Source organism: Fimbriimonadaceae bacterium (genome assembly GCA_019638775.1).
Classification (GTDB): domain Bacteria; phylum Armatimonadota; class Fimbriimonadia; order Fimbriimonadales; family Fimbriimonadaceae; genus JAHBTD01.
Genome location: JAHBTD010000001.1, coordinates 1102536 through 1128833 on the forward strand (window position 1 = coordinate 1102536; position 26298 = coordinate 1128833).

Genomic DNA, 26298 nt, shown 5'->3' on the forward strand with positions numbered 1-26298 from the left:
GGTCAGCCGTGCCCGAGTCAAGCTCCTCAAACGCAAAAAGCACTTCAAGACGTCGTCTTCTCAAGACGCTCTTGTATGGCGGAATTGGACTCACGGCAGCGGCAGAATGGGGGCAAGCACGTCGGCTTTCGGTTGAGAAAACGACTTTGAAACTGCCCAGGTGGGATGCCGATGGCTTTCGTGTGGGTCTCATCAGCGACCTCCACACAAACAACACTCCGCAGGCCGATCGCGCGATTGAAGCCCTCCGTTTGGCTCTGATCGAAAAACCGGACGTCATCCTCATCGGTGGAGACTTCCTGAATCAAAACACTCCCGCCGCAGATGCTGGCTTGGATCGTTTCTTAAGAGCTGCGGCAGGCGAGTCGGTCCCAATCTATGCCGTACTTGGGAATCACGACTACTGGCTCGACCATCCCGAACGCGTGATTAGCCGCCTTCGACGCAGTGAAGTAAAGCTGCTCCGAAATGAAACCGCTCAGGTCAATGGAGTCACGATTTTGGGCATTGATGACGGCATCGCAGGCCGAGACCGCCACGACACCCTCAGCTCAAAGGACGACGGAAAATCCACCATTGCGCTCTTTCATGAACCCGATTTTGTGACACGGATCGATAAACGCATCAGCCTCATGCTTGCTGGGCACAGTCACGGCGGGCAGGTTTGTCTCCCCTTCGGTTATGCCGTTCATACGCCCCGAGGAGCGCGAGATTACATCCGCGGCTATTACCCGGATGCCAACGTGCCGCTTTATGTGACGCGGGGAGTGGGTACAGTCGGCCCCGATGTACGACTGTATTCGGCTCCGGAAGTCTCCATCCTTACTCTGCGAGGTGAGGCATAAAACTCCGCAACCTGATCTTTGGCGTGGCTGCGGCTAGCGCGGCAACGCTTGTTTACGGCGCACTGGTCGAATCCAACCGACTGGTGATCCAACGGTCAAGACTTCGTCTGGCAGGCTGGCCCGAAAGGCTCGCCAACTTTAAGATTGCCGTGATTGGTGACCTGCATTTGCGCGACGAATACACATGCGACCTGGGACGCCGAGCCATTGCCGCTGCCCTTGCCGAAGAGCCAGACATGGTGGTTCTCCCGGGGGATACCATTGCGTACTGGAAGCCAGAATCGCTCGGGATGCTCGCCGACGTCCTTGAACCCTTGTTGCTCATGAATGGCAACGTCGTAGCCGTGCCCGGAAACCACGAGTACTGGAGTGGTACTCCCGCATTGATCCGCCCGATTTACGACGAACTGAACATCAAGCTCCTCCAAAACGAGGCTTGGCGGCATGGTGGGGTGACCTGGGCAGGCGTGGATTCTGCCGCCGAGTCTGCCGCCGATCCTTTTGCCACGATGCGCGTGACGAGCCTGATGGAGGACCCCGTTATCGTGGTTTGGCACGAGCCCGATCTCGTGGACTGGCTGCCAAGCGGAGCGTGTCTGATGATCAGCGGGCATTCTCACGGAGGCCAGTTCCGACTACCCAATGGCTGGGCGCCTATGTACACTCGATTGGGAAAGAAGTACGTCGATGGGTTCTACCCAGAAGCCTCGACCCCGCTTTTTGTGACGCGTGGAATTGGAACCACCGGGCCTCCGTCCAGACTGTTTTGCCCGCCAACAGTAGACATCCTTACTTTGGAGTCGGACTAGTCATATCCCGTGAAGCGACCCGTGCTGCTTCCGCGAGAGTCCATGATCCACCAATCGACGATGTCCGCTGGATTAAACTCGATGATTTGGAACTGCTTGAAGCCGGTGATCTTTTTGGGCGCATCGGCAAGTCCTCCACGCCACCGAGTCTCATCGATGCGCTCAAAGCTGCTCACCCACAAGTCTTCGGTGTTGCCCACGGAGTCCTTTAGCCGCACCTTGACGGAGTAAGTTGCGTCGGTACCGCCGTACGCTTCGTACTTGGCCCAGAAGTCGGGCAGCGTCCGCTTAGCTTCAGCTAGGGCCTCTAGCTTTTTGGCCTCTTTGGCCTGCTCTTCCGCAGGATCGATGTGCGTTTTGGTCTCCCACTTGCAACCACAGACGACGGTAGACAAGAGTGCCGCCACTGCGAAGATGGCCCAAAGTCGGTTCATACTCTTGAGTACGGGTCTGAGCCCAAATCTGTCACACTGCATGGCGTCATAATATTCGCATCTGCGCCCTCATAGCTCAGTGGATAGAGCAACTGCCTTCTAAGCAGTGGGTCGTGAGTTCGAGTCTCGCTGAGGGCGCCATCTTCCTTTGCAACGGTAGGTCTCTGACTCCAGCCTCACTGCATCCTAATCAGCCCAGGAACCTCCATCTCCTTCGGACCAAAACTGCCACCCACGGCAACGCCACCGGGCACCGGAGTGTAGATTTCGATCGCAATCTGCGAAACTGCTAAGGGTGAGCCCTCTACGGTCGGCTTATCCGAAGGCGTGACAGTCGCGACGACCAGAAGTGGCGACTTCTCGTCCTTAAACCCGGTGAGCGAATGCGCTTTACCTGGCATGTTCGGGAAGAACTTTTTCATCGCTTCTCGATGCATCGGCGAGTTGTACCAAGCGTCGACCGCCGCCTTATTCTTAAACCAGGCATAGATCGCAAATTGCTTGCCGTCGTTGAATGAGCTTGTCTTGACCTGCATACAACCTGGAGTTGCTTTGAGGCCGCTGACGAGGTCCGGAAAATCCCGCACTGTGAGAACGCCCTGCCCACCACCCTGTTGCGACTGCGCCTGTGCTTTGGGAACCGTGATCCCAATACAGACACCAAACGCTATGCCGAAGCCGACAAGACACAAGTTTTTTAGAGTCATGATTGAATTGTACGAACCCCTTTGGCACCCCTGGTCTTTCCGACCCACCTCGAAGTCGATCTATGCACGAATTTCACGCATTTAGGAACAGCAGTCTCTGTTGATTCACTGCTTTCGTTGCGAAACCCATCGGGTAAATACACGCAAAAATTTCTTGACTTCTTTGGAATGAAGCTTTAGAATGTGTTCAGCGTCACACGCGACGCAACAGAGGGCACCAAAGAGCGCCGGCTAAGCAAACCAAGCAAAGAACACCATTGATCGCCTGACGTAATCTCCTCCTTCGTGATTCGTCAGGCTTTTTTGTGCGCCATAGTAGGCGAAACTTGCTCTCGCATGCGCAAAAGGAACCTATGTTCGGGGAAACGAACAGAAAGTGCGCAAGAAAAGGCGTCTCACAAATTGGTGTTTCGGGTCATATTGTTAACATAAGTTGCTTTAAGCAACGAATTGAGCGAGCGATATAAGCAAGCCAAGCGTAGAACACCAACCATTGCCCCGACGGTCTGCCTCCTTCAACCCGTCGGGGTTTTTTTGTGCATACTCTTCCCTGTGGAAGAGGTTCTCGTTCGTATGGATGCTGCTGGAAAGCGCTTTGCCATTGTGGCGAGCCGTTGGAACGAGTTCGTCGTCAAGGAGCTTGTCGAAGGCGCTCTGGACGAGCTAAAACGCCACGGGGCCAACGACATCGAAGTCATCCGCGTTCCAGGCACTTGGGAGATTCCGCCTGTCGTTCAAGTCCTTTACGAACGGCCCGAGCCATCGCGCCCGCACGGCATCATTGCTCTAGGGTGCATTCTCCAAGGCGCAACCACCCACGCGCAGCTCCTCTCAGCCGATGTCAGCGACGCTCTCATGCGGATGCAAATAGAGTACAAGGCACCTATTGCCTGGGGAATTCTTACACCCGAATCCACGGAGCAGGCCATTGACCGTGCGGGTATGAAGATGGGAAACAAAGGCCGCGAAGCCGCGCTTGCCGCCCTTGAGCTAGCTAACGTAATCGACGCGGTGAAGGGCGGCTAAGTGCAGGTTCTCACCCACGACTTTGCCTTTCCCCAAGACTGGCTCACCCTGCTTGCTCTTGCCGTCATTGGAGCTGTAGCGTCGGCCATCAATGCGGTCGCCGGTGGTGGGTCGCTCATCTCCTTCCCGTTTATGGTGGGGATCGGTGTGCCGTCGGTCGAGGCTAACGCCACCAATGCTGCGTCGCAGTGGCCTGGTTCGATTGGAAGTGCAGTAGCGTTCTGGAACCTGCTGCCGAAGACAGTGCATTATCTCAAGCTCCTTGCCATTCCCACAATTCTTGGCGGAACCCTCGGAGGCTGGCTTCTTGTGGCGAGTTCACAAGCGCTCTTCAAAGCGATCGTGCCGTGGCTGATTCTGCTTGCCGCGCTCTTGCTGGCGTTTCAGCCAAAGATCAAGGCGTGGTCACTAAAGCATCAAAAGGAGATGGGACCGGTTGCCGGTGTGATCCTTCAGTTCTTCGTATCGCTCTATGGAGGCTACTTCGGCGCGGGAATGGGGATCATGATGCTCGCCGCTTTCGCGCTCTATATCGAGGGCAACATCCACGAGCTGAATGCGATGAAGGTTTGGCTGGGGCTGGCGATCAACTTTAGCGCGACGGTTGTCTTTCTCGTCCAGGGCAAGATTTGGCTGATAAGCTGTGTGGCTTTGGCTTTAGGAGGCATTGCCGGGGGCTATTACGCCGCAAAGTATTCGCAGAAGGTGAACTCAGACAAGCTCCGCATCGCCATTGCAATCTATGGGTTTATCATGGTTGTCTACTTCTTCTTAAAGTAGCGCGACCTCCCCACCCTAACCCTCCCCTCCATTTCCGGAAAAATGGAAGGGAGGGAATCAGAGGATGCCGTCCGCATTGAAGACATCCCGATGATGCCTCAGCCCGTCACCGTCGATCGCGATCACATCAAACCGTACGCCCCGATCCTCATTTCCAAACTCCGCCAGATACAGGTTCGCCGCCTCGATCACATGCCTCCGTTTCTTCGCGTCGACGCTTTCTTCGGGCAGATGCTCACCCTTGCTCCGCTGCTTCACCTCGACAAAGACCAGCGTTTCGCCCGACTCTGATGCAGGGTCCAGCGCAACGATATCAAGCTCTCCCCGACGGGTTTTGTGCCTGCGGGTGATGACAGTCCAACCGAGGCCAACAAGGTAAGCCGCCGCCTGATCCTCAGCCTCTGCGCCTACGCTTCGAAGATTAGACATGGCTGGAGGGCGGCCTCCTGGACGGGCGCATAAGACCGTCGGTGGATCGGGCAAGGGCCGTACTCGCGAAGCGCGGCGAGGTGCTCGGGCGTGGGGTAGCCGAAATGCTTGTCGAAACCGTACTGGGGGTACTGGCTGGCGTACTCAACCATCAAACGGTCGCGGGTGACCTTGGCGAGGATCGAGGCGGCGGCAATGCAAGCATACTTCCCGTCCCCCTTCACCACCGCTTCAGCGGCGCACCCTAACCCTGGCGGAATCTTGTTGCCGTCGATCAAGGCCAGTTCCGGTTCAAAGCCGAGCCTTTCGATAGACCTACACATCGCCGCCATTGTGGCGTGAAGGATGTTGAGACGGTCGATTTCATCGGGCTCGGAAAGCTCAATGGCCCAGAGCGCCTGCTCCCGGATGCGCGTGAAGGCCGCGGCGCGTTGGGATTCGGAAAGCTGCTTGGAGTCGTGAATGCCGGTGATGTCAAACCCATCCGGCAGGGCCACCGCGGCAACGGACACTGGTCCGGCAAGCGGTCCGCGCCCTGCTTCATCCACTCCCACAACTAGTGCCCCCGTCCGCTCTAAGACCATGCTCAAGGTTCAGTCGGATGGGAGAGCGGTAAAGATTCGGAGTGTGGAGAAATAGGGAATCGTGAGGCCGATTAGATCATAGACAACTCAGCTGTTAAAACGATGCGTCCACGCACTGCCTGAGTGCTTGAGTTATCTTGAATATTTATGTATAATAATGTCTACTATTATTGAAGGTGATTCGCTATGCCAGTTCGAAAGTATCGGGCGGACGATCCCGCCCGCCCGCTCCAGTACAGCTTCCTTTGCGCTGTAGAAGATCCGCTCCAATTCGTCGTCCACGAGCATTGGGCAACCCGCCATCACTTCGACCTGCGCCTTGAGCTCGGGAAGGTCCTTCAGGATTGGGTGCTCGTCTCAAAGCCTTCGCCAAACCCCAAAAGGTCCGTCAGGACCCTGCCGATGAACGATCATGACAAGCGATGTCTGGACCTTGAGCTGAGGATTGAGGCCGGTCACTATGGAGCCGGACCACTCCTCATGTGGGATCGCGGCACGTTCACGATCGTCGCAGAACCCGGCACGAGCCGAGAAGCCGCGATGATAGAAGGCATGAACCAAAGGCGCGTCCTCCTGCGCTTCCAAGGGGTGAAGCTCAGGGGAACTTGGGTTTTGAGGAAGATAGGCGAGGATTGGCGTTTCCAGAAGCTTGAGGATGAGTTTGCATCACCTTCACAGGCCTTTTCAGATGACTCTGTCCTGACCGGAAGATACATCAGAGATATTTAAATCTCCATTTATAAATGAAGATTTATTGATGTAAACATCATATATAATAGAAGAATGAACCAAGGGCAGCGCCTATTGCGAAGACGCCAGCTTGACCGGCAGATCCAAACGCTGAAGGGTCTGCTGCCCTCCACGCCGGAGACGGGTTGGGTGCGCACGGTGCGTGAAGCCCTTGGGATGAGCCTTGCCGCCTTTGGGCGTCGCTTAGGGATCGCACAGTCGACCGCTCACCAGATCGAGCAAGCCGAAATCTCCGGCTCCATCACGCTCAATCGCCTGCGCGCCGCCGCCGATGCGCTGGGGTGCGATGTCAGCGTCGTCCTGATCCCGCGCAAACCGCTCGCCGAAGCGGTCGAAGACCGCGCTTTTGAACTGGCGAGAGAGCGCATCGGGCGCGTGGGGCACACGATGGCCCTGGAATCGCAGAGCGTTTCCGACGCGGTGCTGCAGGAGATGATCGGCAGTATGGCTCGCGAAATCGTGGAGCGGGGGGATGCGCGGCTGTGGGAATGAATGAAGGCCTTCCCGTCGGTGCGACGCCGATCGATCCCGCGGAGGCAGAGGGGCTCATACCCAAGCTCGCTGCCCGTGCCGAACTGAACGAGTTCGAAGCCGTCAACATCGCGCAAACGATTGCCTGGGCCGAGAACAGCCGACGCATGATGGTCCGCCTGCTGGAGCCCGAGACGCTCAGACTGCTGCACAAGCGGATGTTCGACCGCACCTGGAAGTGGGCTGGGCGATACCGCACGACGCAGAAAAACCTTGGCGTCGAAGCCTATCGCATCGGCGAGGAGATCAAGAATCTGACGGAAGATACTCAGCTCTGGATGCAGGCCGAAACCTATCCCCCGACGGAAATCGCTGCCCGATTTCATCATCGCCTCGTGGCGATCCATGCCTACCCAAACGGCAACGGCAGACATGCGCGGCTGGCGACCGATCTGCTCTGCATGAGCCGTGGCTGGCCCATGCCGGATTGGGGCGCGGCAAGCCTCGATGAGCCTGGAGAAGTGCGGGCCCGCTACATCGACGCGCTTCGCAAGGCGGACGCGCATGACCTGCAACCCCTGTGCGCCTTTCTCTACACTTTGCCGAAAGACGTCTGACCGTATGTTGACTCAACCCTGTATCCTGCGTAGAAAGAGCAAGCCCGACCGATGAACCAAAACGACCTCTTCGCCGCCAGCAAGCAAGCCAACGCCGCCAAGAACCTCCCCTTGGCTGCGCGGATGCGCCCGCGCACGCTGGACGAATACGTTGGGCAAGAACACCTCATCGGCCCCGGACTCCCCACCCGAACCGCCATCGAGGAGGGCTCCCTCGGCTCGGTCATCCTCTGGGCCCCGCCCGGATGCGGCAAAACCACGCTGGCCTACCTCATCGCCAGATACGCCGACGCCGAGGTGGAAGCCAAAAGCGCCGTCACCAGCGGCGTCGCCGACGTCCGCGCCATCGCCAAAGCCGCCGAAGAGCGCCTCAAGTTCAACGGTCGGCGGACGCTCGTCATCCTCGACGAGATCCACCACTTCAACCGAACCCAGCAGGACAGTCTGCTAGGCTACCTAGAGGATGGCACCTTCGAGATGGTGGGGGTCACCACCGAAAGCCCGTTCTTCGTGCTGGCTCCCGCGCTGCTTTCCCGCGCGCGAGTGCTCGTGATGAAGCCGCTGGAATCTCGACACATCGAACAGCTCGTTCGGAATGCGCTTGAGGATGTGGAGCGCGGGCTGGGCGGGCGAAGGCTGACGATCTCGGATGAGGCCTTGGCTCATCTGGTGAAGTGTGCCGACGGCGACGCCCGCCTCGCCCTCAACGCACTGGAATCCGCCTCCATGCAAAGCGTCATGGCGGGCGAGATCGCGCTGGAGATGATCGAGCAGGTGCTTCAGCGGCCTGCCCTCCGCTACGACCAGCAGGGCGACTATCACTACGACACCATCTCCGCGTTCATCAAGTCCGTGCGCGGGTCCGATTCGGATGGGGCTCTGCACTACCTAGCTCGGATGCTCGCGGCGGGGGAGGATCCCCGCTTTATCATGCGCCGACTCCTTATCCTTGCCAGCGAGGACATCGGAAACGCCGACCCGCAGGGTCTCGTGGTTGCCGCCGCCGGCGCACAGACGGTCGAGCGGATCGGGATGCCGGAAGGCCAGCTGACTCTGGCCCAGGTCACCACCTACCTTTGCGAGGCCCCCAAGAGCAACGCCGCCTATCTCGCCATCGGCAAAGCCAAGGAGGATGTGGCGAACAAGCCGCTCACCCCCATCCCCAACCACCTGCGCAACGCCCCTGTCCAGGGCTACAAAGACCTCGGCTACGGCAAGGAATACCAGTATCCGCACGACCACCCCGGGCATTGGGTGGATCAGCCGTACATGCCGGAAGGAGACTGGTCGACCCCCTACTACGAACCCACAGAAATCGGCTACGAGCGGAAGATGCAAGAGCGTCGGGCAGGCCGAAAAAGTGAACGCAAAGAGGAATTTTAAGCCGGGTCGCCTGCGACGGCCTCAGAGTCCCGCAAAGTCTGCACACCCCCGATCTTCAGCCTCAGCTCGTCGTGATCCTCCCGGCGCGTAGCGAGCAGCAGACGATCCCCCGGCATCAGAATCGTGCTCCCGCGCGGAATGTAGTTCGAGCTTCCCCGCTTGAGCAGAACGATCAGCGCGGTCGCGGGCAGCCCCAGCTCCACCACCTGCTTCCCAACCGAAGGCGACTGCGGGTCCAGAACGATTTCGATCAGCTCGGAATGCTGCGCAGGCTGCAGATCGCCGCCCGCCGGACGCTCTGCCAAAACCCCCAGCCGCTTCGCCAAGGGCCGCAGCGCGGCGCCCTGCACCAACACCGAAACCACCACGACGAAGAACACAAGGTTGAAGATGGTCTGTCCCTTCGGCTGTCCGGCAAGCGCAGGGAGCGTCGCCAGGATGATCGGGAATGCCCCGCGCAGGCCCGCGCAGGCCACAAACAGCTTCGACCGCCGTGTCATCTTCACTCGGAACAGCGCAATGTTCACCGCGATCGGGCGGGCAAAGATCATGATGAACAAGGCCAGCGCAATGCCCGGGCCCACCACCTTCAAGACCTGCGAAGGGAACGCCAGCAGCCCAAGCGCGACAAAGACCGCGATCTGCAGCAGCCACGCGATGCCGTCGTGAAACTGAACCAGGCTGATCTTGTGGACGAAGACGCTGCTCCCCAAGGTCACGCCCGCCGCATACACCGCGATGAACTCGTTCCCGCCCGCATACGGCGCGATGCCGTAGGTCGCGGCGGCGGCAGCAATCGTAATCATCGGATACAGCCCGTCATATTCCAGGCGCAAGTGGTTGATCAGCCACACCGCGCCCTTGCCCATCACAAAGCCGACGAGAATCCCCATCGGCATCTGCTGGGCCACGCTGAGCGCCAGCGTCCACGGCGAGCTTTCGGGGTTCGTGGCAAGGTCGGTCAGCCCAGCCGCCAAGAGCACGGCGATCGGGTCGTTTGAGCCGGATTCGACCTCAAGAAGCGGAGCGATGCGATGCTTCAATACCAGTCCGCGCCCGCGCAGAACGCTGAAGATCGCAGCCGCGTCGGTGCTGGAGACGATCGCGCCCAGAATCAGACCCTCAAGTATCGTAAAGCCGAGAAAGGCGTTGGCGAACGCACCGATCAGGCCCGCCGTCGCCAGCACGCCGATGGTAGAGAGCGAGAGTCCTCTCCACACTACCGGGCGAATGTGCTTCCAGTCGGTATCCAGCCCGCCCGAAAAGAGGATGAACCCAAGCAGGATCATCCCCAGCTCTTTGGTCAGGGCAAAGTCGCTGAAAGGGATGCCGCCGGGGCCTTCGCTGCCCGCCAGCATCCCGATTCCGATGAAGAGAACCAGCGCAGGAACGCCCAGCCGTGACGAAAGTTTGCTCGCAAAGACGCACAGAACGAGGAAAACCGCGCCCAGCAGAAGGGCGATAGCCGTCGGGCCTCCGTGCGACATATTCTAGTTTAGCCGAATCCCTTCCAGCCCGGGATTTTGGCAACGTGGCAAGAATCCCCCTCCCTCCATTTTCCGAAATGGAGGGAGGGGTCAGGGGGTGGGGGTTCATTATCCGGGGAGGGTAGAAAATGAGCAGGGTTTGGGCGTGGCATGGGCGTCTCGCCCATGCGTTCCACGGGCGTCCCGCCCGTGGAAGCTCCACCCGAAAGTCCGGGCTCCACAATCTTGGACGCCCCGCACTCCTCAGCTCAGGCTGGAGAAACACTGTCCTCAGTGTCCAAAAGCTCTTGGTCATCAGGGACGATGACCCTCCAGCCCAAGCCAAAGGATGGGAGGGGTCAGGGGAGGGAGGCCTCCACAATCCCAAATCCACAATAAGAGAAGCACCCACTGAACCCGACGCGCGTCAGATCGTTACCCCGATTATGCTCTCGCTCATCCCCGCTCTCCTAATCGCCGCTTCGGCCCCCCAAGACGCCGCACCGCCAAAGCCCAAGACCGTCAAGGTCGCCGCCATCCAGTGTTCCTCGATGATGGCAGACCCCAGCGCCAACCGCAAAAAGCTGATCGCATTGGTGGAAGAAGCCGCTAAGAACGGCGCGAAGATCGTCGTGCTGCCGGAAGCCAGCATCACGGGCTACCTTTCGCAGGACCTCAAGACAAACTGGCGGCTGGACGGCTGGCCCATGGAACCCGTATATGCCAAGGGCCTTGACCCCAAGACTCATGCCGAGCAGGTTCCTGGCCCGTCTACCAAAGCCTTCGGGGAGCTGGCGAAGAGGCTGGGCATCTACGTGACGGTTCCGTTTGTGGAGGTGGTGCCTTCGACCAATCAGGAGATTCCCAAGTATTACAACACGGTCTGTCTCGCGTCGCCGAAAGGGGAGATTGTGGCTCACTACCGCAAGCTCACGCCCTGGCCCTACCCCGAAAAGTCGTGGGCAAGCCCCGGCGACCTTGGCGTGCAAACCTACGACACCGAGTACGGTCGCGTTGGCCTAGCGATCTGCTTCGACATCCACACCATCCTGGAGAAGCTCAAGCCGAAGCAGATTTGGGCGCTGCTGTATCCCATCGCCTGGGTTTCGGACAGCCACCCCGCCGACTGGTTTTGGCACCTCCTGCCCGCGCGCATCAAGCCGTACAAGCACTATGTCGTCGGGGCCAACTGGAGCGTGGACAGCCCTCAGCCCTGGTTTGGGTATGGGTTCTCCACGATCTACGGTCCGGAAGGGGAGATCCTGGCGACGTCGCACAGCCTGTACGGGTCGGAGATTGTTTATGGAGAGTTGAAGGTTGCAACACCGTGATCAATGTAATCCCCGATAATAGTAATTGGCGTCAAAATAGCGCTTCGGATTCAGCAACGGATCGAGAAAGACAGCCGAGCTATACAACGAAAAGCAACAAGCAGAAGAGTACTGGATAGTGAACCAGTGCTACTAAAGCCTGAACCCGGACGAGCAATAGGACTGCTCTGATTCACTAGCCTACTTTGACTCTAATCCCAAAACTGCTGGGCGAGCCTGGGATACTGCTCCGCGACGGTGTCCTCATCGAACGGCTCCCCTTGAGGATCGTCGTCTGCATAAGTGTCTGCATTGTCCCTTGGGTCGTCCACTTCGGCTTCTTCTAAGATGCCGACCGCGACGTACTCCAGCCCTTCATTATCGACTCCGTTTTCCTCATCCTCCTCAGTCACATACGGGCCGAGCGCATCGGGATCGGAAAGGGCAAGCTCAACTGCGCTTTTGCCCTTGCCAATTAGCCATGACCGGAAGTAGTGAAAACTGTCGTCACTCATGCCGCCAGCGATCACATAACCAGCACCCCAAACGCTCCACCTATTCAGGCGGATGAGTTGATCGTTGAAGTGTCTGCCGAAGTCTTGTACTTCTGTGATGGGGAGCTTGGAGAGGATCGAATTCAGCGCATCTTCACTTGCGCTGGGTTTGTCTGGTGCGGCCGTGCCAGGAGCGGCTCCACGTGCTTGGTCAATGGTGTTCCAGAATGCATTGATATCCATAATTTTGCGAATCATACCGCCAGAGAAGTCAAAGAATGAACGTCCCTCGGTAATGATTGATGAAGCCAAAGCTTGCCCCCGTATTTGGTCAACCCAGCTCCGAAGGGTTCTTGAACCGAGATTGACTCAATCAAAGTTGAAAGCATGATCCATCCCTTATTCCTCTATAATCGGAATGTCATGCTTCCGGTCAAATCGCTTATCTCCCGTGTTGGCCTCGCTTTTGTTGCCGCCACTTTGCCGCTTGCCATAGCAATAGCGCAGGAGGCGCGCGCCAAGCCCATCTTCGAAAATGGTCAGGCGCAGGTCGTGCCTGCATTCTCAAACGCCAGCGATTGGATTCGCGAGCGGCTTTGGGTGGAGACAGAGTTCGATTCGGACAAAGACGGCAAGAAGGATCGTGTGCACGTGGATGTGACGCGCCAAAAGCAGACCGAGACGGAAGGGCTGAAGGTGCCCGTAATCTACGAGTCGTCCCCCTACTTTGCGGGCACGGCAAGCGGACGCTCGATCCTCTGGGATGTGAAGCATGAGCTGGGCGTGGAGCCGCCCGCACGGACGGCTCACCCGGAGGTCCGGTTCGACCCGAACCGGACGATGATTTCAAATTCGCTGGTGCGGACGTGGGTTCCGCGCGGGTTTGCGGTGGTCCATTCCGAAGCCCCCGGAACGGGGCTTTCGGGCGGGTGTCCGACGGTGGGCGGCGATGCAGAGCGGCTTGCCCCGAAGGCGGTGATCGATTGGCTGAACGGTCGGGCGAAGGGGTTCACCAGCTACGACGGAACGATTGAGGTGAAGGCGGCTTGGTGTACAGGCAAGGTCGGCATGACGGGGACTTCCTACAACGGGACGCTCCCGGTAGCGGCGGCGACGACCGGCGTGGATGGGCTGGAGTGCATCATCCCGGTGGCTCCGAACACCTCCTACTACCACTACTACCGCTCGAACGGCCTGGTGCGGCATCCGGGCGGGTGGCTGGGCGAGGACATCGACTCGCTCTACGACTTCATCAACAGCGGCGATCCGGCGCGGCGAGAGACGGCGAATCGGCTGTATCGGGATGGGGAGTTCGTCAAGGGCCGCGACCGCGTCACGGGAGACTACAACGCTTTTTGGGCCGGGCGCGACCTGTTGCCGTATGCCAAAAACATCAAATGCGCCGTGCTGATGGCTCACGCCTTCAACGATTGGAACGTCATCCCCGAGCACAGTGTGCGCATCAGCGAGGCGGTGCGCGGGCGGGTGCCTTTGGTGCAGTATTTCCATCAGGGTGGGCACGGCGGCGACCCCCCTTTGGAGCTGATGAACAAGTGGTTCACGCGGTTCCTTTATGGGGTTCAGAACGGCGTGGAGACAGGGCCGAAGGCGTACATCGTGCGGGAGCGTGAACCCGGCGCTCCGCGCGGACCCAACCCGCCGCCGACCGAATATGCCGACTATCCCCACCCCGACGCCAAGCCGGTCACCTTCTTCCTATCGGCGGGCGGGTCGAAGATGGGCGGATTGGGTACGAAGAAGTCGCCGGCAGCCGGGAAAGAGGATCTGACCGACGACGTGCAGTTCGACGCAGCGACGCTTGCCAAGGCTGCCGAATCGCCCAACCGTCTGATCTACGCTACGCCCGAGCTGACCGAGGCGGTTCACCTTTCTGGCACAGCACGGATCACGATTCGGCTGGCTTCCAGCGCTCCGGCGGCAAACCTGTCGGTCTATCTGGTTCAGCTGCCCTGGACCGACGGGCCGATCGGGACGTCCAACCTGATCACGCGGGGCTGGGCCGACCCGCAGAACCACAAGTCGCTGACGAAGGGCGGCAACTTTGATTCGATGGAGCGGGGGACGCCCCTGAAGCCTGGGGAGTTTGTAACGCTGACGTTTGACCTGCAGCCGGACGATCAGATCATCCCGGCTGGAAAGCGGATTGCGCTGATGATCCTTTCCAGCGACCGGGATTTTACGATCTGGCCCAAGGCGGGGACGAAGCTGACGGTGGACCTGGACGCAACGCGGATTGTGTTGCCGGTGGTTGGCGGGGCAGGGGCGTTTGTTAAAGCCTCCGGTGGATAGCAACGAAGACCCCAATCTAAAAGCATCAAAGACGTGTCTTCCCCCTTGATGGGGGAGGCTGTGAGCGTAGCGAACAGGGAGGGGGTGCCACTCACGCAAGTCTCCGTTGCATTCGCTGCTGTTGTGCACAGGGATATGAGAACGGCTTCCCCTCACCCCTGACGCTTGACCATCTCCCCGATCCAGATGGGGGCGAAGGGGGACGTGCAGCCTTTTGACACCGGATAATCCTTGAACGCTCCGATCTTTTCGGCGATGGCGATGGCGCGAGGCCGCAGCTCGGGGAAGTTGATCCCGATCTCGGCGAGGCAGTGGTTCATCGGCCACTGCGACATGGGCGGCACGCTTCCCATTTCGCGTTCGATCCTATCGAGCAGCCCGACAACGTCCAGCCCGTCGGGGGATTTGGCGATGCGCTCGGCGGTGAGACTCCATCCCGCCCGGACCAGCATTCGATGATCAGAGGCCATCCACTTTTGGCGCAGCTCTTCCTTCTGCGGGTGTTGCTTCACGACATAGGAGACCAGCCAGTCGGCAAGCTGGGAGAAGATCACCGTCTCGGAAAAGGGCACCGAGGCGACCATTGCCTCAAGCTCGTCCGCCGACAGCTCTTTGGGCTTCATCAGCTGCGTGGCGAGGAGCTGGGCTTCCCAGTGGCCCGTCTCCCACAGCTGCTTTGCCAGCTCGGGGTTGAGCTTGATCTCCTTCGCAATCTTGCGCAGATCGCCCATCTTGACGCCGAACTGGTTCTCGGTCGCCCCGTTACGGAGGTTGATCTTCTTCAGCTTCTCGTCGCCCATCGACTCCAGCCGGGCCATCACTTCTTTGACTGTCATGGGGGGATTGTACTCCGGTCCGGCCGGACGTATGACTCCTTGCAAGATCAACGACCGAAGGCATTCCGAGACCCTGCTCTTGGCGTTCTACTGCCCTCACCCTATTCTCCGACCAACTCAACCAAACGATCTGCCCAGAGCCACGGCGACTCAACATCTGTATGCCGGACGTAAACGTGCGCATCTTGCCCAACCGACTTCAGGCGTGCCGCCCAAGACTTTAGGTTGGCATCTGAATATTCGGTTTTCCTCAGCCGCACATAAAGGTGGTCGGCGGTTTCACGAATGACAGCGTCGGCATCGTCGGTGTCGTCGGCAACCCAAGCCACCGCATGCTTTTTCAGCAAGGTTTCCGTCTCTGGGGTTTGCCATGACGGATGCCGAAACTCAACCGCCCACCGCAGCGTCGGTCGATGCGGAATGCCCGCCAAAAACGCCTCCAAAACATCCAGGTTGGCGGCAAAGTTGGGCGGCAATTGGATCAAAGTCGGCCCCATCATGCCTTTGGCTTCCAGCTCTGCCAAAGGCTTCAAAAACTCCTCAACGACGGGCAGGCTTTCAGGCTTCAACCTCTTGAAGTGGGTCACCGACTGGTTCATTTTTGGGGAAAGGTGGAAGCTCGGCGGGCACTCTTTGATGATCTTGGCGGCGGTGGATTCGGCTGGCATCGACCGGAACATCCCAACGCCTTCCACCGTCCCGTACCGGCTGGCATAAAAGGTCAGATATTTGGACTTCGCCAGTCCAGGCGGATAGAAAAGCCCCTCACCCTGCCACTCTGGGTACGCATACCCTGACATCCCGACGCGAATCTCTGCCATGAGGGAAGTGTGGCATGGGAGAGGTGATTGGAGATCGGAAATCGGAAGGTGTAAATCCAAAATCCAAAATCGCAAATCCCGAAGGATTTTGGTGGAGGCAAGGGGGCTCGAACCCCTGACCTCTTGCATGCCATGCAAGCGCTCTCCCAGCTGAGCTATGCCCCCACACGAAGGAATCCTATTGTGGCCCATGCCGGAATCCGGCGTCAAGAAGGGCCCGGAAGCTGCTCAGACTCCCCTCCTTCCATTTTTTTCGGAAATGGAGGGAGGGGCTGGGGGAGGGAGGTCCCCAGAATTCTCCTTGCTCCTTACGGCCCTTACTTCCTTCATTGAACAATACCCACCTTGTCCGACACTCAAAAGTTACAAAAACCGAAACGCGGCGCGGTCCGAAAGGTCTGACCTGCGGGAGAAGAAGACAATGAGAGGGGCTTTACTTTTACCATTGCTAGCTACTTTTGCCATCGTGGCAACAGGACAACATCCAGGAGGCGCAGGGTATTTCCCGCCCGCCGATAGACAAACACCGGGCAGCATGGAAATCGTCGGCCCGGACGGAAAAATGCTCGGCATGTGCCCGTTGAAGAAGACGGACGTCCAGGCCGATATTGCCGGTTACGGAGCGCGCGTCAACGTGCGCCAAACCTTTACCAACCCATCAATAACGCCCATCGAGGCAATCTACACCTTCCCGCTACCCCATGACGCCGCCGTGGATCGGATGAGCCTGCGGATGGGCGACCGCGTCATAAACGCCGTCATCAAAAAGCGCGAGGAGGCACGAAAGATTTACGAAACCGCCAAGAATCAAGGACGCGTGGCGGGATTGCTCGACCAGGAACGACCAAACATCTTTACGCAGTCGGTGGCAAACATCATGCCTGGCGCGACGATTGAGGTCGAGATCAGCTACGTGCAGATTTTGAAGTATGAGGACGACAAGTTCGAGTTTGTCTATCCGATGGTCGTGGGCCCGCGCTTCCTCGGCAACGCTCCCGATCCCGGCAAGATCAGCCCGCCGACCGCACCCCCGGGAGTGCGCGTCGGAACGGACATCACGCTCAAGGTGAACCTCGACGCGGGCACGGCCCTGGGCAAGATCGAGTCAGAGCTGCACCAGGTCACAACGCAAAAGAACGGACCGAACAAGGCGGCTATCACCCTCGCGAAGAAGGACGAGATTCCCAATCGCGACTTCATTCTGCGTTACTCCGTGGCTGGAAACCAGATTCAAGATGCTTTCCTCACTCACGCCGATGCAGACAAGGGCGGTTTCTTTACGTTGATTCTGAACCCGCCGAAGATTCCGGCTCCCGATCAAATCGCCCCAAAAGAGGTGATCTTCGTGATCGACCAGAGTGGGAGCCAAAGCGGATTCCCCATCGACAAATCCAAAGAGCTGACCAAGAAGCTGATTAGAACGCTGAACCCGAACGACACCTTTACCGTGCTCGGCTTTAGCAACGACGTAAAGTACCTCTGGAAGACGCCGCAGAAGGCTTCGGGCCAGTTGCTTGAGGTTGCCGACAAGTTCATAGGCGACCTCCAGGCCAATGGCGGTACGCAGCTCTACGCAGCGGTTCAGGCCGCTCTCAACGTGGTTGAGGATTCCAGTCGCTTGCGCCTTGTCGTCTTCAACACCGACGGCTATGTGGGCGATGAAAGCCGGATCATCGGCTCAATCGAAGCACGAAGCGGCAACACCCGAATGTTCACTTTCGGGATCGGCAACAGCGTCAACCGTTTCCTCATCGACGAGATGAGCCGAGCCGGGCGTGGCGATGCCGAAGTGGTCACACTGGCTGCCGATTCGGACAAAGCAGTCGAACGGTTTGTCCAGCGCACCCAGAACCCGATTCTTACCGACATCACGGTAAAGGTGGAGGGTGTTCCGATCTTCGATGTAACGCCCCGCGCCATTGAAGACGTTTTCAGCGCCAAGCCGGTGGTCATTACCGGACGCTACACCCAGGCCGGACGTGGAAGCATCACGGTCACCGGCAAGCTTGGTGGCGAGCCGTGGACACGCGTCATTCCCGTCACTTTTCCCGAGCGGGATCAAGACGGTTCCGCCATCTCGACGCTTTGGGCTCGACGTCACGTCGGCGACCTTCAGGGTCAGATGATGATGGCGCAGTGGCAAAACAGAGACTTCAAGCAGTTCGTCACCGAGATCACAAACATCGGGCTGCGCTATGGAATCATGACGGAGTACACGTCGTTCGTTGCCGTTGAGCAGCGAGTGGTGAACGTCGGCGGCAAGCAGATCACGGTCGATGTGCCCGTGAATATGGCCGATGGCGTGGATATGGGCAGCGGCGAAATGGATCGCCGTCTATCGCCTGGTCAAGGGCTTGTATCGACCGGAGCAACTCTTAAGGGTCTCGCGCGCGGCGGCGGTGGCACAGGCGGTAGCACAGGCGGGGGTGGCTTCGGTGGTGGAGGTTCTGGCCCACCCGCAACCAGTTCTGCCGACAAATCGGTAGGAGGCAACGTAGCCTACATCGGCTATGACCCATCCGACAACTCGATCGTCGTCAGAGAGAACTACGATCTGGCAAAGGCTCTCAGGGAGAACCCCGACCAGGTTATCGAGATCGCCGGAATGGTCAAGCCCGAGTCGATGGCAAAGCTGGTCGCCAAGCTCACCCCTGCCGACCGCGAGAAGTTCTATTACATCACACGTGTTAGCAAAGAGCTCCGCGACATGAAGCCGGAGGATAAGGCGATGGTTTACATCACCTGCTCGGAGGAAGCCTCCAATCTCCTCGGCAAGAACCTGACAAGTTCGGCAACCATCGACCACCCTGCCGTCACCGGCAAGAAGCTGGTGATTGCTGAAGTCACAGTCGAACGCCTTAAGAGCATCGCGCAGCACAAAGGAATCGACTCGATTGTGAAGCGGCAATAAGAAACGGCCCCTCCTTGTCTAAGTCGAAGACTTGATGAGGAGGGGTTCCTCCTTCCCAATTCATCGCTGCCTTCCATGCCTCAATCCTCCTTAGAATTGAGGCTACACATGGATGCTCGTACAGCCTAAACCGGAGGAACGGCTGAGGCACAAACACTGGACACTCGAAAACCCAAAATCTAAAATCCGAAATCCCGATCACCCCAGCCCCAGCCATCCAACTGCATCCTCAAGATTCGCATACGTTCGCAGTCCGGGCGGCAGGTTGGCGAGGATACTTTCGCCATACGGTTTCGTTCGCAAACGGGGATCAAGCAGCACAATCAGCCCCCGATCATCGTCTTGCCGGATCAACCGCCCCACCCCTTGCCGCACGATCATCTTGGCCATCGGCAGCGAATAGCTAAAGAAAGGATCGCGGCCTTGACTGGCGAGCCATGCGTTGCGGGTGACTTGCGGAGGGTCGATGGGGACCTCAAAAGGCACCCGCACCAGCACCACGCAGGACAGCGTTTCTCCTGGCGCGTCGAACCCGGTCCAAAACGAACGCACCGCAAAGAGCGAAGAGTGTATGTTCTTCTTGAACCGCTCTCCGACCGATGCGGCCCCACTCATGCGCTGCATATAAACCGGGAAGTCGGCACGAACATCAAGCATGCTGTGCACCATCTCCATCTCGCGCCGACTGTGGAACAGCGCGAGAGTGCGTCCCTGCATCAGGTTGATGATGTGCGATAGCTCACGAGCGATCGCCATGTGATATTCAAGCTCTCGGGCTTCGCGTCGAGCAACGGTCGGGTCGGGAATGCTGTTCGCGGGGGGCAGGTACAGCGCGGCCTGGGTGTCAAAATCGAACGGCGAGGGGAGGATTTCTGAAAAATCTAGGCTTAGCCCAACAAGGTCTTGGTAGAACTCAAACGAGTCGTCGAGCGCAAGGGTTGCCGACATTGAAACGCTCGGCGTCTTGCTCCAAAGCAACTCCGTAAGCGGGCCCGCCAGACCGATGACGTCGTGCCGTAGCCTCGCCCCCGCCGGAGAGTCTCCCACGTAACTGACAGACACACCTTCCGGCGTAAAGATGCGATTGCAGCCGAACGCAAAGTCCTCGATGTAAAGCCGATAGTTGCGGATCGCCTCCGTTGCCTCATCGATCACGGTTTTGGGCAGCCGCTCCTCGTCTCGCCAGCGTTCGGTCATCCGCCCCGACTCTTTGAAGTAGTGCATCGCTAAATCGCCAGAAGCCGCTGCCAAATCTTGGGCAAGCTCCAAATGTTCGTGGGTCATGCTGTCTTTGATGCGCTGGATCTGCTCAAGCTCGGACGGCGCAGCGGTGAGAATCCCCGGGCGGCCAAGCTGTTGCGAATACTTTTGAAGGTCGCCCTGGATCTTTGAAAACTCAACCCGAAATCCCTCACAAAGCGCCTGCCAAAATTTGCCCTCACCGGCTTGGATTGCGGTCTCCACCACCGCCGTCTCCATCCTCGTCGCCAGGCCCATCATCAGCCCGATGGAGCGCTCGCTCAGTTCAAATTCGAGCGCGCTGGCGGCGGCGTTTGGGAAGTCGTGGGCTTCGTCGATGATGAGGAAATCGTATTGCCCCAGCATCCCGACCTCGCCCTTGGAAACCCTTTTCAGGCGTGCATCCTGCACGACAACGCTGTGATTGGTGATCACGATGTGGGCTTTTTCTGCTGTGCGTCTGGCCTTGTAGTAGTAGCACGAGTTGTACAGTGGGCACAGCCTTGAAGGGCATACCGGGGGGACGGTGATCTCCTGCCAAAGCTTGAACTGGTCACGTGTGGGGAGCTTTACCAAAGCACGAAATTCGCTCTCGATCCCCAGCTTGGCCTCTCTTTGAAACTCGCGCAAGGCTGCCGCGTTCAAAGGGTTGATCTCGGCTTGGCAGGCATATCGCTGCCGCCCAATCAGGAATTGGGTCTTGATATCCGGCTCTTCAAAGAGGCTCATCGCAAGCGGCAAATCCTTGCGCCAGTACTGCTCGGCAAGGACGTTGGTGTAGGTGGCGATGACGATGCGCTTGCCCGATTCGGCGGCGTGGGCAATGGCAGGAATCAGCGCGGACAGAGACTTTCCAAGGCCGGTGGGAGCCTCAAATGCGCCGGTGGCTTTGCCTTCGATGCAGTCGGAGATGAGATAGGAGAGTTGGATTTGGTTTTCCCGCTCGACAAACCCCGGAAGCGCCTTGAGCCGCTCATAAGCTTCCTGAATAGTTTGGTGAGCGTTGCCCATGCGGGATAGTTTGGCACTGAATAGCTGTCGGCGATCAGCTAAGGAATGCCATAATTCTCCGCATGTCCACCGCCCTGATGGCCACGTCTCTCCCGAACCTGCCTCCGCCCCGAAAAGGCAAGGTCCGCGAAGTGTACGATCTGGGCGATCAGCTCCTCTTCATCGCCTCCGACCGCATCTCCGCATTCGACGTTATCATGGCGAACGGCATCCCCGACAAGGGGCGCGTTCTTACCCAAATCAGTGCATTCTGGTTCGATAAGCTTCAACATATCGTTCCTCACCACATGATCAGCATCGACCCCGTGGAGATCGCCTCCAAGGTCGAAGGATTTGGGCCGGATCTGTACGGACGAAGTATGTTGGTCAAAAAAGCCAAGACCGTACCGGTGGAATGCGTTGCTCGTGGCTACATCACCGGATCGCTCTTCAAAGAGTACAAAAGGCTTGGCCCCGACGTCCACGGACTCAAACTACCCACCCGGCTTGTCGACGGCTCCCAGCTCCCAGAACCGATCTTCAGCCCCGCCAGCAAGGCCGAAACCGGGCACGACGAGAACATGAGCTTTGCCGAGATGATCAACGTTTTAGGCCGAGAAACCGCCGAGCAGCTTCGGGACTGGACACTAAAGCTCTACACAGAAGCCTCCGAGTACACGGCCACGAAAGGGCTTATCCTCGCCGATACGAAGTTCGAATTTGGAGTGACGGATGATGGGATCATTCTCATTGATGAGGTGCTGACCCCCGACTCGTCGCGCTTTTGGGAGGCATCTTCCTACGATCCGGGCGGACCCCAGGCCAGCTACGACAAGCAGTTTGTCCGCGACTATCTGGAAAAGTTAGATTGGGATAAGACACCCCCTGGCCCAGAGCTGCCAGACGAGATCGTGATGAAAACGCGAGAAAAGTATCTGGAGGCGTTCCGGCGCATCACTGGACGAGAGTTCTCAGCGCTTTAACCCCCGGCCCCTCTGCGAACTCTGCGCCTCTGTGTGAAACATGACCCAGCTTGCCGCCTATTTCGTTGTTTGGCAACGCACCGTTAGAACGCCAAGCTCCCTCTTTGCGCCAAACTAGAGCCCATGCGAGCAGAATCCCTCGACTTTTTCAAAGAGATCGTCAACACGCCGTCTCCGTCCGGCTATGAAGAACACGCGGCGGAGGTTTACCGCCAATACTGCAAAGACTTCGCCGACAAGATTCACACCGACGTCCACGGAAATGTCTGGGCGATCGCTAACCCCGACGCCGAGATGAAGATTATGCTCGCCGGGCACATGGATGAGATCGGCTTCATCGTCCACTACATCGACGATCAGGGAATGCTCTATTTCAGCACCATCGGCGGACACGACAGCGCGATCATCGTTGGTCAGCGAGTGTGGATTCACGGCAAAGAGCGAGTCCCCGGGGTGATTGGACGCAAAGCCATTCACTTGCTGGAAGACGACGAGCGCAAGAAGAAGCCCGAGGTGAAGGATTATTGGATCGACATCGGCGCATCCAACCGCGAAGAGGTCGAGAAGTTGATCAGCCTTGGCGACGTGGCAACGTATCAGTGGGAGTATCAGGCTCTAATGGGCGACCGCGCCGTAGCCCGAGGGTTTGACAACAAGATGGGCTCCTTTATCGTGGCCGAGGCACTGCGGTTGCTCAAAAAGAAGGGCGGGCTGGATAAGAACGTCGGTGTTTACGCCGTTGCCACGGTACAAGAAGAGATCGGCCTGCGCGGCGCGCGGACGGCAAGCTACGGAATCGGCGCACAAACTGGCCTCGCCGTAGACGTAAACCACGCCATCGACTATCCCGGCCTCAGCAAGTCCCGCTACGGTCAGTTGGACGTTGGGAAGGGGCCGTCGGTCATGCGGGGAGCCAACACGAACCCGATCACTTTTAAGCTGCTTCTGGACGGCGCAAAGAAAGAGAAGATCCCCTATCAGGTGGATGTTGCGGCGGGCGGGACGGGCACCGACGGCAACGCGATGCAGCTCAACATGGGCGGCATGGCGGTCGGGATTCTGGGCGTGGCGCTGCGGTATATGCACACGCCTTGCGAGCTGCTTTCGATCACCGACGTCGAGGACTGCGCCCGGCTGATGGCGGCATATTGTCGACAGGTGAAGCCGGACACGGACTTTACGCCGAGAATTATGTAGAGAAGAAAGGGTTGTAAAGGGGTAAGGATTGTAAGGCGTGGGGTCGTAAGATGTCACCCTCCCGCTCGGCGCGGTGGGGGGTGGCAAAGATAACTGAAAGTCTCTTTCCCTCTTCAAGCAAAGCCGGATGGAGACCGTTGCGTGCCCGACGAGTCCTTTTAGAGAATCGCCCTGCCCTTACAACCCTTACCCCTTACAATCCTTACATTCCCAGCAAGTTGTAGAATAATCCCATGCTTGCCTTCGCTCTCATGCTTCTCACCCAGACCGCTGAAGCTGACCTTGCCGTCATCAACGCCAAAGTCTGGACCGACGGAAGCCTGCAAACCGCTGACTGCATTGGCTCTAAGAATGGGCGCATCATCTTCGTCGGCAAGCGATCAAACCTGATTCTCGCAGAAGGGGCCAAAACCGTCGACGCCAAAGGCGCCGTTGTGATCCCTGGCCTGATCGACTCCCATGCGCACCTCATGGAGGGCGGCATCAGACTGAGCGAGCAGTTGAACCTGCGCGGTGCAAAGAGCAAAGAAGATTTTATTCGTCTCGTCCGTGAGTTCAATGCCAAGCTCCCCGCAGGAAAATGGCTCCTCGGTTATGCGTGGTCGGCGGAGAGCTGGCCCGGGGCTCCGCAGCCCACGAAGGACTGGATCGACAGTTTCACAGGGGACCGTCCGGTGGTTCTTAGGCGGATGGACGGCCATAGCCTCGTCGCCAACTCCGCCGCGCTAAAGCTCGCCAAGATCGATAAGGATGGCCCGGCCGACCCTCCGGGTGGAGTGATCGACCGCGACCCCGTCACCAAAGAGCCGACCGGAATGCTGCGCGAGACCGCGATGGGCCTCATCAAGATGCCCAACACCACGCTCGAAGACCAATACCAGGGGTTTCTCGCGGCTGTCAAAGAGGCCAACCGCTACGGTGTGACGGCAGTGAGCGACATCTCAAGTCCGGGCAATGTCGGGCTGTACCAGCGCTACTACAAAACTGCTGAGCCCTCATTAAGGGTGGGATTCTATAGCCGCACCGACTGGGGACAGGCCTTTGCAACGCTCAAAAACACACCCCGAATTCCAGGCTGGTTCTTCCCGAACGGGGTGAAAGCGTATATGGACGGCTCGCTCGGATCCCGAACCGCTTTCATGCACAATCCTTTCACCAAGCCGCTCGAAAACCAGGCTCAAGACTGGCGCGGCGTGCCGATGCCAGGCGCGGTCGATGGCACTTACGCCAAGCGTTTTGTCGAAGCGGGCGAGCTGGGGCATCAGGTGATCGTCCACGCCATCGGCGACCAGGCCAATCACGACGTGCTCGACCTGTTTTCAAAGGTTCCAAAGCTCAACGGCAAGCGGTTCAGGATTGAGCACGCGCAGCACTTGCTCCCTGCCGACATCCCCCGCTTCGGCCAGCTTGGCGTCATCGCCTCGATGCAGCCGTATCACAAGGCCGACGACGGCCGGTACTGCGACGACATCATCGGCCACGAACGCAGCGAGTCGAGCTATGCCTACCGCAGCCTATTGAAGTCGGGAGCGAGGCTAGCTTTCGGGTCGGACTGGCCTGTGGTCACCATCGACCCTTGGGCCGGGATCGATGCGGCGGTACGCTCCGTCATCCTCACGGGCAAGGTGTGGGTGCCCGAGCAGGCGATCACCATCGACGAAGCCCTGGATGCCTACACTCGCGGTGGAGCCTACGCGATGTATATGGAGAACGAGGTCGGGCGGCTGGCGATCGGCTACCACACCGATTTTGTGGTCCTGAACAAGTCGCCCTTTGAAAAGGGTGTGGACTTCCGAACCGTCAAGCCGAAAGCGGTCTATGTGGCTGGACGGTTGGTTTTTGGGGGGTAGTCGCCTCTGCTGACAACGGCCTCAGCACGGCTGCTACCCGCCCTTCTGCTCAACCTGCGACTCCACCTCATCAAGCGGATCGTACCAATCTTTAGGAGCCTCGGCGCGATGCCCCATCGTCCCGCGCAAACGCTTCAACCGCTCCTGGATCGGCGGGTGGGTGCTAAAGAGGCTCGCCCCGCCGGAATTCAGCTTCATCGGGTTGACGATGTACATATGTTGGGTAGCGCGATTGGCCGACTCCAGATGCTCGTGATCCCCGCTGATCTTCTCCAGCGCCCGCGCAAGGCCCTCAGGGTAGCGGGTGAGTTCGGCAGCGGTGGCGTCGGCAAGAAACTCCCGCTGACGGCTTACCGCCAGCTCTAGCAGCTTGGCAAACAGCGGAGCAAGGATAGCCAGCAAGATCGCCAACACCATGAAGATGATGGCGCTGTTGTCATTGCTGTTGCCGCTGCCGCGGCTCCGGCGTCCCCCACCGTACCAAAGTGAGCGCCGAAGACCATCGGCAAACAGGGGGATTAAGCCGGCAACCATCGCAATCGTGGTCATAAACCGAATGTCGTAGTTTCGGATATGGCCAATCTCGTGCGCCATCACCCCTTGAAGCTCTTCACGGTCGAGTTTGGCGATGATGCCGGTAGTAAACACAACGACAGCGCGGTTGGGATCGGGCCCGGTGGCAAAGGCGTTTGGCGCCGAATCGTCGATCACCATCACCTTGGGAACGGGAATTCCCGCCGCGATCGCCATCTCCTCGGCGACGTTGTTCAGCACTCGGTGCTCCTCACCGGTGGCCTCGCGAGCACCCGACATTGTTAGGATGATCTTGGAGCCTGCATAGCGGGCAACCAACGCCACAATCAGCCCCAAAAGCGCGGCTCCGCCTGCGCCCAGAGGCCAATACTCCGGCTTGTAAAGGCCAGCCGTAGTCGCCCCAATGCCCGCCAGCAAAATGACAAGAAAGGTGGCGTAGATGAAGCTCGCGCGCTTATTCGCTGCGATCTGTTCGTGAAGGGATCGTCTCATACCCGGCTTAGTCCTATACGGCTAAACGTA

24 protein-coding genes and 2 tRNA genes are annotated in these 26298 nt (G+C 58.6%); 15 read left to right on the plus strand and 11 right to left on the minus strand.

The annotated features are described in order from the left end of the window. Positions 1-8 precede the first annotated feature (8 nt). Together KF784_05165 and KF784_05170 are read left to right on the plus strand one after the other, a co-directional pair. Positions 9-845, plus strand: a complete 837-nt coding sequence (locus KF784_05165; GenBank protein MBX3118434.1) for a metallophosphoesterase — start codon at positions 9-11, stop codon at positions 843-845. A 23-nt stretch (positions 846-868) separates the two neighbouring features. Continuing rightward, positions 869-1654: a metallophosphoesterase gene (locus tag KF784_05170; GenBank protein MBX3118435.1), complete on the plus strand. Its 786-nt coding sequence runs from the start codon at positions 869-871 to the stop codon at positions 1652-1654. Here the strand turns inward: KF784_05170 and KF784_05175 are convergent. After that, on the minus strand, positions 1651-2088 hold the full coding sequence (locus KF784_05175) for a DUF2314 domain-containing protein (GenBank protein MBX3118436.1): 438 nt from the start codon (positions 2086-2088) through the stop codon (positions 1651-1653). The genes KF784_05170 and KF784_05175 overlap by 4 nt on opposite strands. Positions 2089-2153: 65 nt before the next feature. Between KF784_05175 and KF784_05180 the strand changes: the two genes are divergently transcribed. Continuing rightward, positions 2154-2229, plus strand: a tRNA-Arg gene (locus tag KF784_05180). A gap of 35 nt (positions 2230-2264) precedes the next feature. Here the strand turns inward: KF784_05180 and KF784_05185 are convergent. Further along, entirely contained in the window at positions 2265-2795 is a 531-nt protein-coding gene (locus tag KF784_05185) for an antibiotic biosynthesis monooxygenase (GenBank protein MBX3118437.1), read from the minus strand. 552 nt (positions 2796-3347) lie between these two features. Between KF784_05185 and KF784_05190 the strand changes: the two genes are divergently transcribed. Continuing rightward, the gene (locus tag KF784_05190; GenBank protein ID MBX3118438.1) at positions 3348-3821 is read left to right on the plus strand and encodes a 6,7-dimethyl-8-ribityllumazine synthase; all 474 of its coding nucleotides are present in this window, start codon (positions 3348-3350) and stop codon (positions 3819-3821) included. Further along, positions 3822-4601, plus strand: coding sequence for a sulfite exporter TauE/SafE family protein (locus KF784_05195; protein MBX3118439.1), 780 nt, complete (start codon positions 3822-3824; stop codon positions 4599-4601). A 57-nt stretch (positions 4602-4658) separates the two neighbouring features. Here KF784_05195 and KF784_05200 read toward each other — a convergent pair whose 3' ends face one another. After that, positions 4659-5030 carry a YraN family protein gene (locus KF784_05200; protein ID MBX3118440.1) on the minus strand — a complete coding sequence of 124 codons (372 nt, stop codon included), beginning with the start codon at positions 5028-5030 and terminating at the stop codon, positions 4659-4661. Next, positions 5009-5614, minus strand: coding sequence for a ribonuclease HII (locus tag KF784_05205; protein ID MBX3118441.1), 606 nt, complete (start codon positions 5612-5614; stop codon positions 5009-5011). The genes KF784_05200 and KF784_05205 overlap by 22 nt, the downstream gene beginning before the upstream one ends. A 186-nt stretch (positions 5615-5800) precedes the next feature. Here KF784_05205 and KF784_05210 point away from each other — a divergent pair, with 186 nt between their 5' ends. The 4 genes from KF784_05210 to KF784_05225 are packed head-to-tail and all read left to right on the plus strand — an operon-like array spanning position 5801 to position 8835. Further along, entirely contained in the window at positions 5801-6343 is a 543-nt protein-coding gene (locus tag KF784_05210) for a hypothetical protein (protein ID MBX3118442.1), read from the plus strand. Between the two features lie 54 nt (positions 6344-6397). After that, positions 6398-6856, plus strand: coding sequence for a mobile mystery protein A (locus KF784_05215; GenBank protein ID MBX3118443.1), 459 nt, complete (start codon positions 6398-6400; stop codon positions 6854-6856). Then, a complete protein-coding gene (locus KF784_05220; protein ID MBX3118444.1) occupies positions 6853-7452 on the plus strand; it encodes a mobile mystery protein B in 600 nt (199 codons plus the stop codon). Before KF784_05215 ends, KF784_05220 begins: the two co-directional genes overlap by 4 nt. 51 nt (positions 7453-7503) lie before the next feature. Further along, on the plus strand, positions 7504-8835 hold the full coding sequence (locus tag KF784_05225) for a replication-associated recombination protein A (protein MBX3118445.1): 1332 nt from the start codon (positions 7504-7506) through the stop codon (positions 8833-8835). On the opposite strand, the gene KF784_05230 is transcribed toward KF784_05225, so the two are convergent. Continuing rightward, complete coding sequence (locus tag KF784_05230; GenBank protein MBX3118446.1) at positions 8832-10322, minus strand: potassium/proton antiporter; 1491 nt, start codon at positions 10320-10322, stop codon at positions 8832-8834. The genes KF784_05225 and KF784_05230 overlap by 4 nt on opposite strands. A gap of 128 nt (positions 10323-10450) precedes the next feature. Here KF784_05230 and KF784_05235 point away from each other — a divergent pair, with 128 nt between their 5' ends. Then, positions 10451-11632: a carbon-nitrogen hydrolase family protein gene (locus KF784_05235; GenBank protein MBX3118447.1), complete on the plus strand. Its 1182-nt coding sequence runs from the start codon at positions 10451-10453 to the stop codon at positions 11630-11632. Between the two features lie 191 nt (positions 11633-11823). On the opposite strand, the gene KF784_05240 is transcribed toward KF784_05235, so the two are convergent. Continuing rightward, on the minus strand, positions 11824-12363 hold the full coding sequence (locus tag KF784_05240; GenBank protein MBX3118448.1) for a DUF4240 domain-containing protein: 540 nt from the start codon (positions 12361-12363) through the stop codon (positions 11824-11826). Between the two features lie 165 nt (positions 12364-12528). On the opposite strand from KF784_05240, the gene KF784_05245 reads away from it, so the two are divergent. Then, a complete protein-coding gene (locus KF784_05245) occupies positions 12529-14415 on the plus strand; it encodes a Xaa-Pro dipeptidyl-peptidase (GenBank protein ID MBX3118449.1) in 1887 nt (628 codons plus the stop codon). Between the two features lie 152 nt (positions 14416-14567). On the opposite strand, the gene KF784_05250 is transcribed toward KF784_05245, so the two are convergent. From KF784_05250 to KF784_05260, 3 genes are all read right to left on the minus strand, one after another. Continuing rightward, positions 14568-15251 (minus strand): DNA alkylation repair protein, encoded by a 684-nt coding sequence (locus tag KF784_05250; protein ID MBX3118450.1) that lies wholly within the window; start codon positions 15249-15251, stop codon positions 14568-14570. 101 nt (positions 15252-15352) lie between these two features. After that, on the minus strand, positions 15353-16072 hold the full coding sequence (locus KF784_05255; GenBank protein ID MBX3118451.1) for a DUF72 domain-containing protein: 720 nt from the start codon (positions 16070-16072) through the stop codon (positions 15353-15355). A gap of 89 nt (positions 16073-16161) precedes the next feature. Beyond that, a tRNA-Ala gene (locus tag KF784_05260) sits at positions 16162-16237 on the minus strand. Positions 16238-16607: 370 nt separating this feature from the next. On the opposite strand from KF784_05260, the gene KF784_05265 reads away from it, so the two are divergent. Continuing rightward, positions 16608-18983 (plus strand): VWA domain-containing protein, encoded by a 2376-nt coding sequence (locus KF784_05265; protein MBX3118452.1) that lies wholly within the window; start codon positions 16608-16610, stop codon positions 18981-18983. Positions 18984-19181: 198 nt separating this feature from the next. Here the strand turns inward: KF784_05265 and KF784_05270 are convergent, their stop codons facing one another. Continuing rightward, a complete protein-coding gene (locus tag KF784_05270; GenBank protein MBX3118453.1) occupies positions 19182-21233 on the minus strand; it encodes an ATP-dependent DNA helicase in 2052 nt (683 codons plus the stop codon). Positions 21234-21295: 62 nt separating this feature from the next. Between KF784_05270 and KF784_05275 the strand changes: the two genes are divergently transcribed. From KF784_05275 to KF784_05285, 3 genes are all read left to right on the plus strand, one after another. Further along, positions 21296-22195: a phosphoribosylaminoimidazolesuccinocarboxamide synthase gene (locus KF784_05275; GenBank protein ID MBX3118454.1), complete on the plus strand. Its 900-nt coding sequence runs from the start codon at positions 21296-21298 to the stop codon at positions 22193-22195. A 123-nt stretch (positions 22196-22318) separates the two neighbouring features. Beyond that, the gene (locus tag KF784_05280) at positions 22319-23392 is read left to right on the plus strand and encodes a M42 family metallopeptidase (protein MBX3118455.1); all 1074 of its coding nucleotides are present in this window, start codon (positions 22319-22321) and stop codon (positions 23390-23392) included. 233 nt (positions 23393-23625) lie between these two features. Continuing rightward, the gene (locus KF784_05285) at positions 23626-25242 is read left to right on the plus strand and encodes an amidohydrolase (protein ID MBX3118456.1); all 1617 of its coding nucleotides are present in this window, start codon (positions 23626-23628) and stop codon (positions 25240-25242) included. 33 nt (positions 25243-25275) lie between these two features. On the opposite strand, the gene KF784_05290 is transcribed toward KF784_05285, so the two are convergent. Beyond that, positions 25276-26268, minus strand: a complete 993-nt coding sequence (locus KF784_05290) for a M48 family metallopeptidase (GenBank protein MBX3118457.1) — start codon at positions 26266-26268, stop codon at positions 25276-25278. Positions 26269-26298 lie beyond the last annotated feature (30 nt).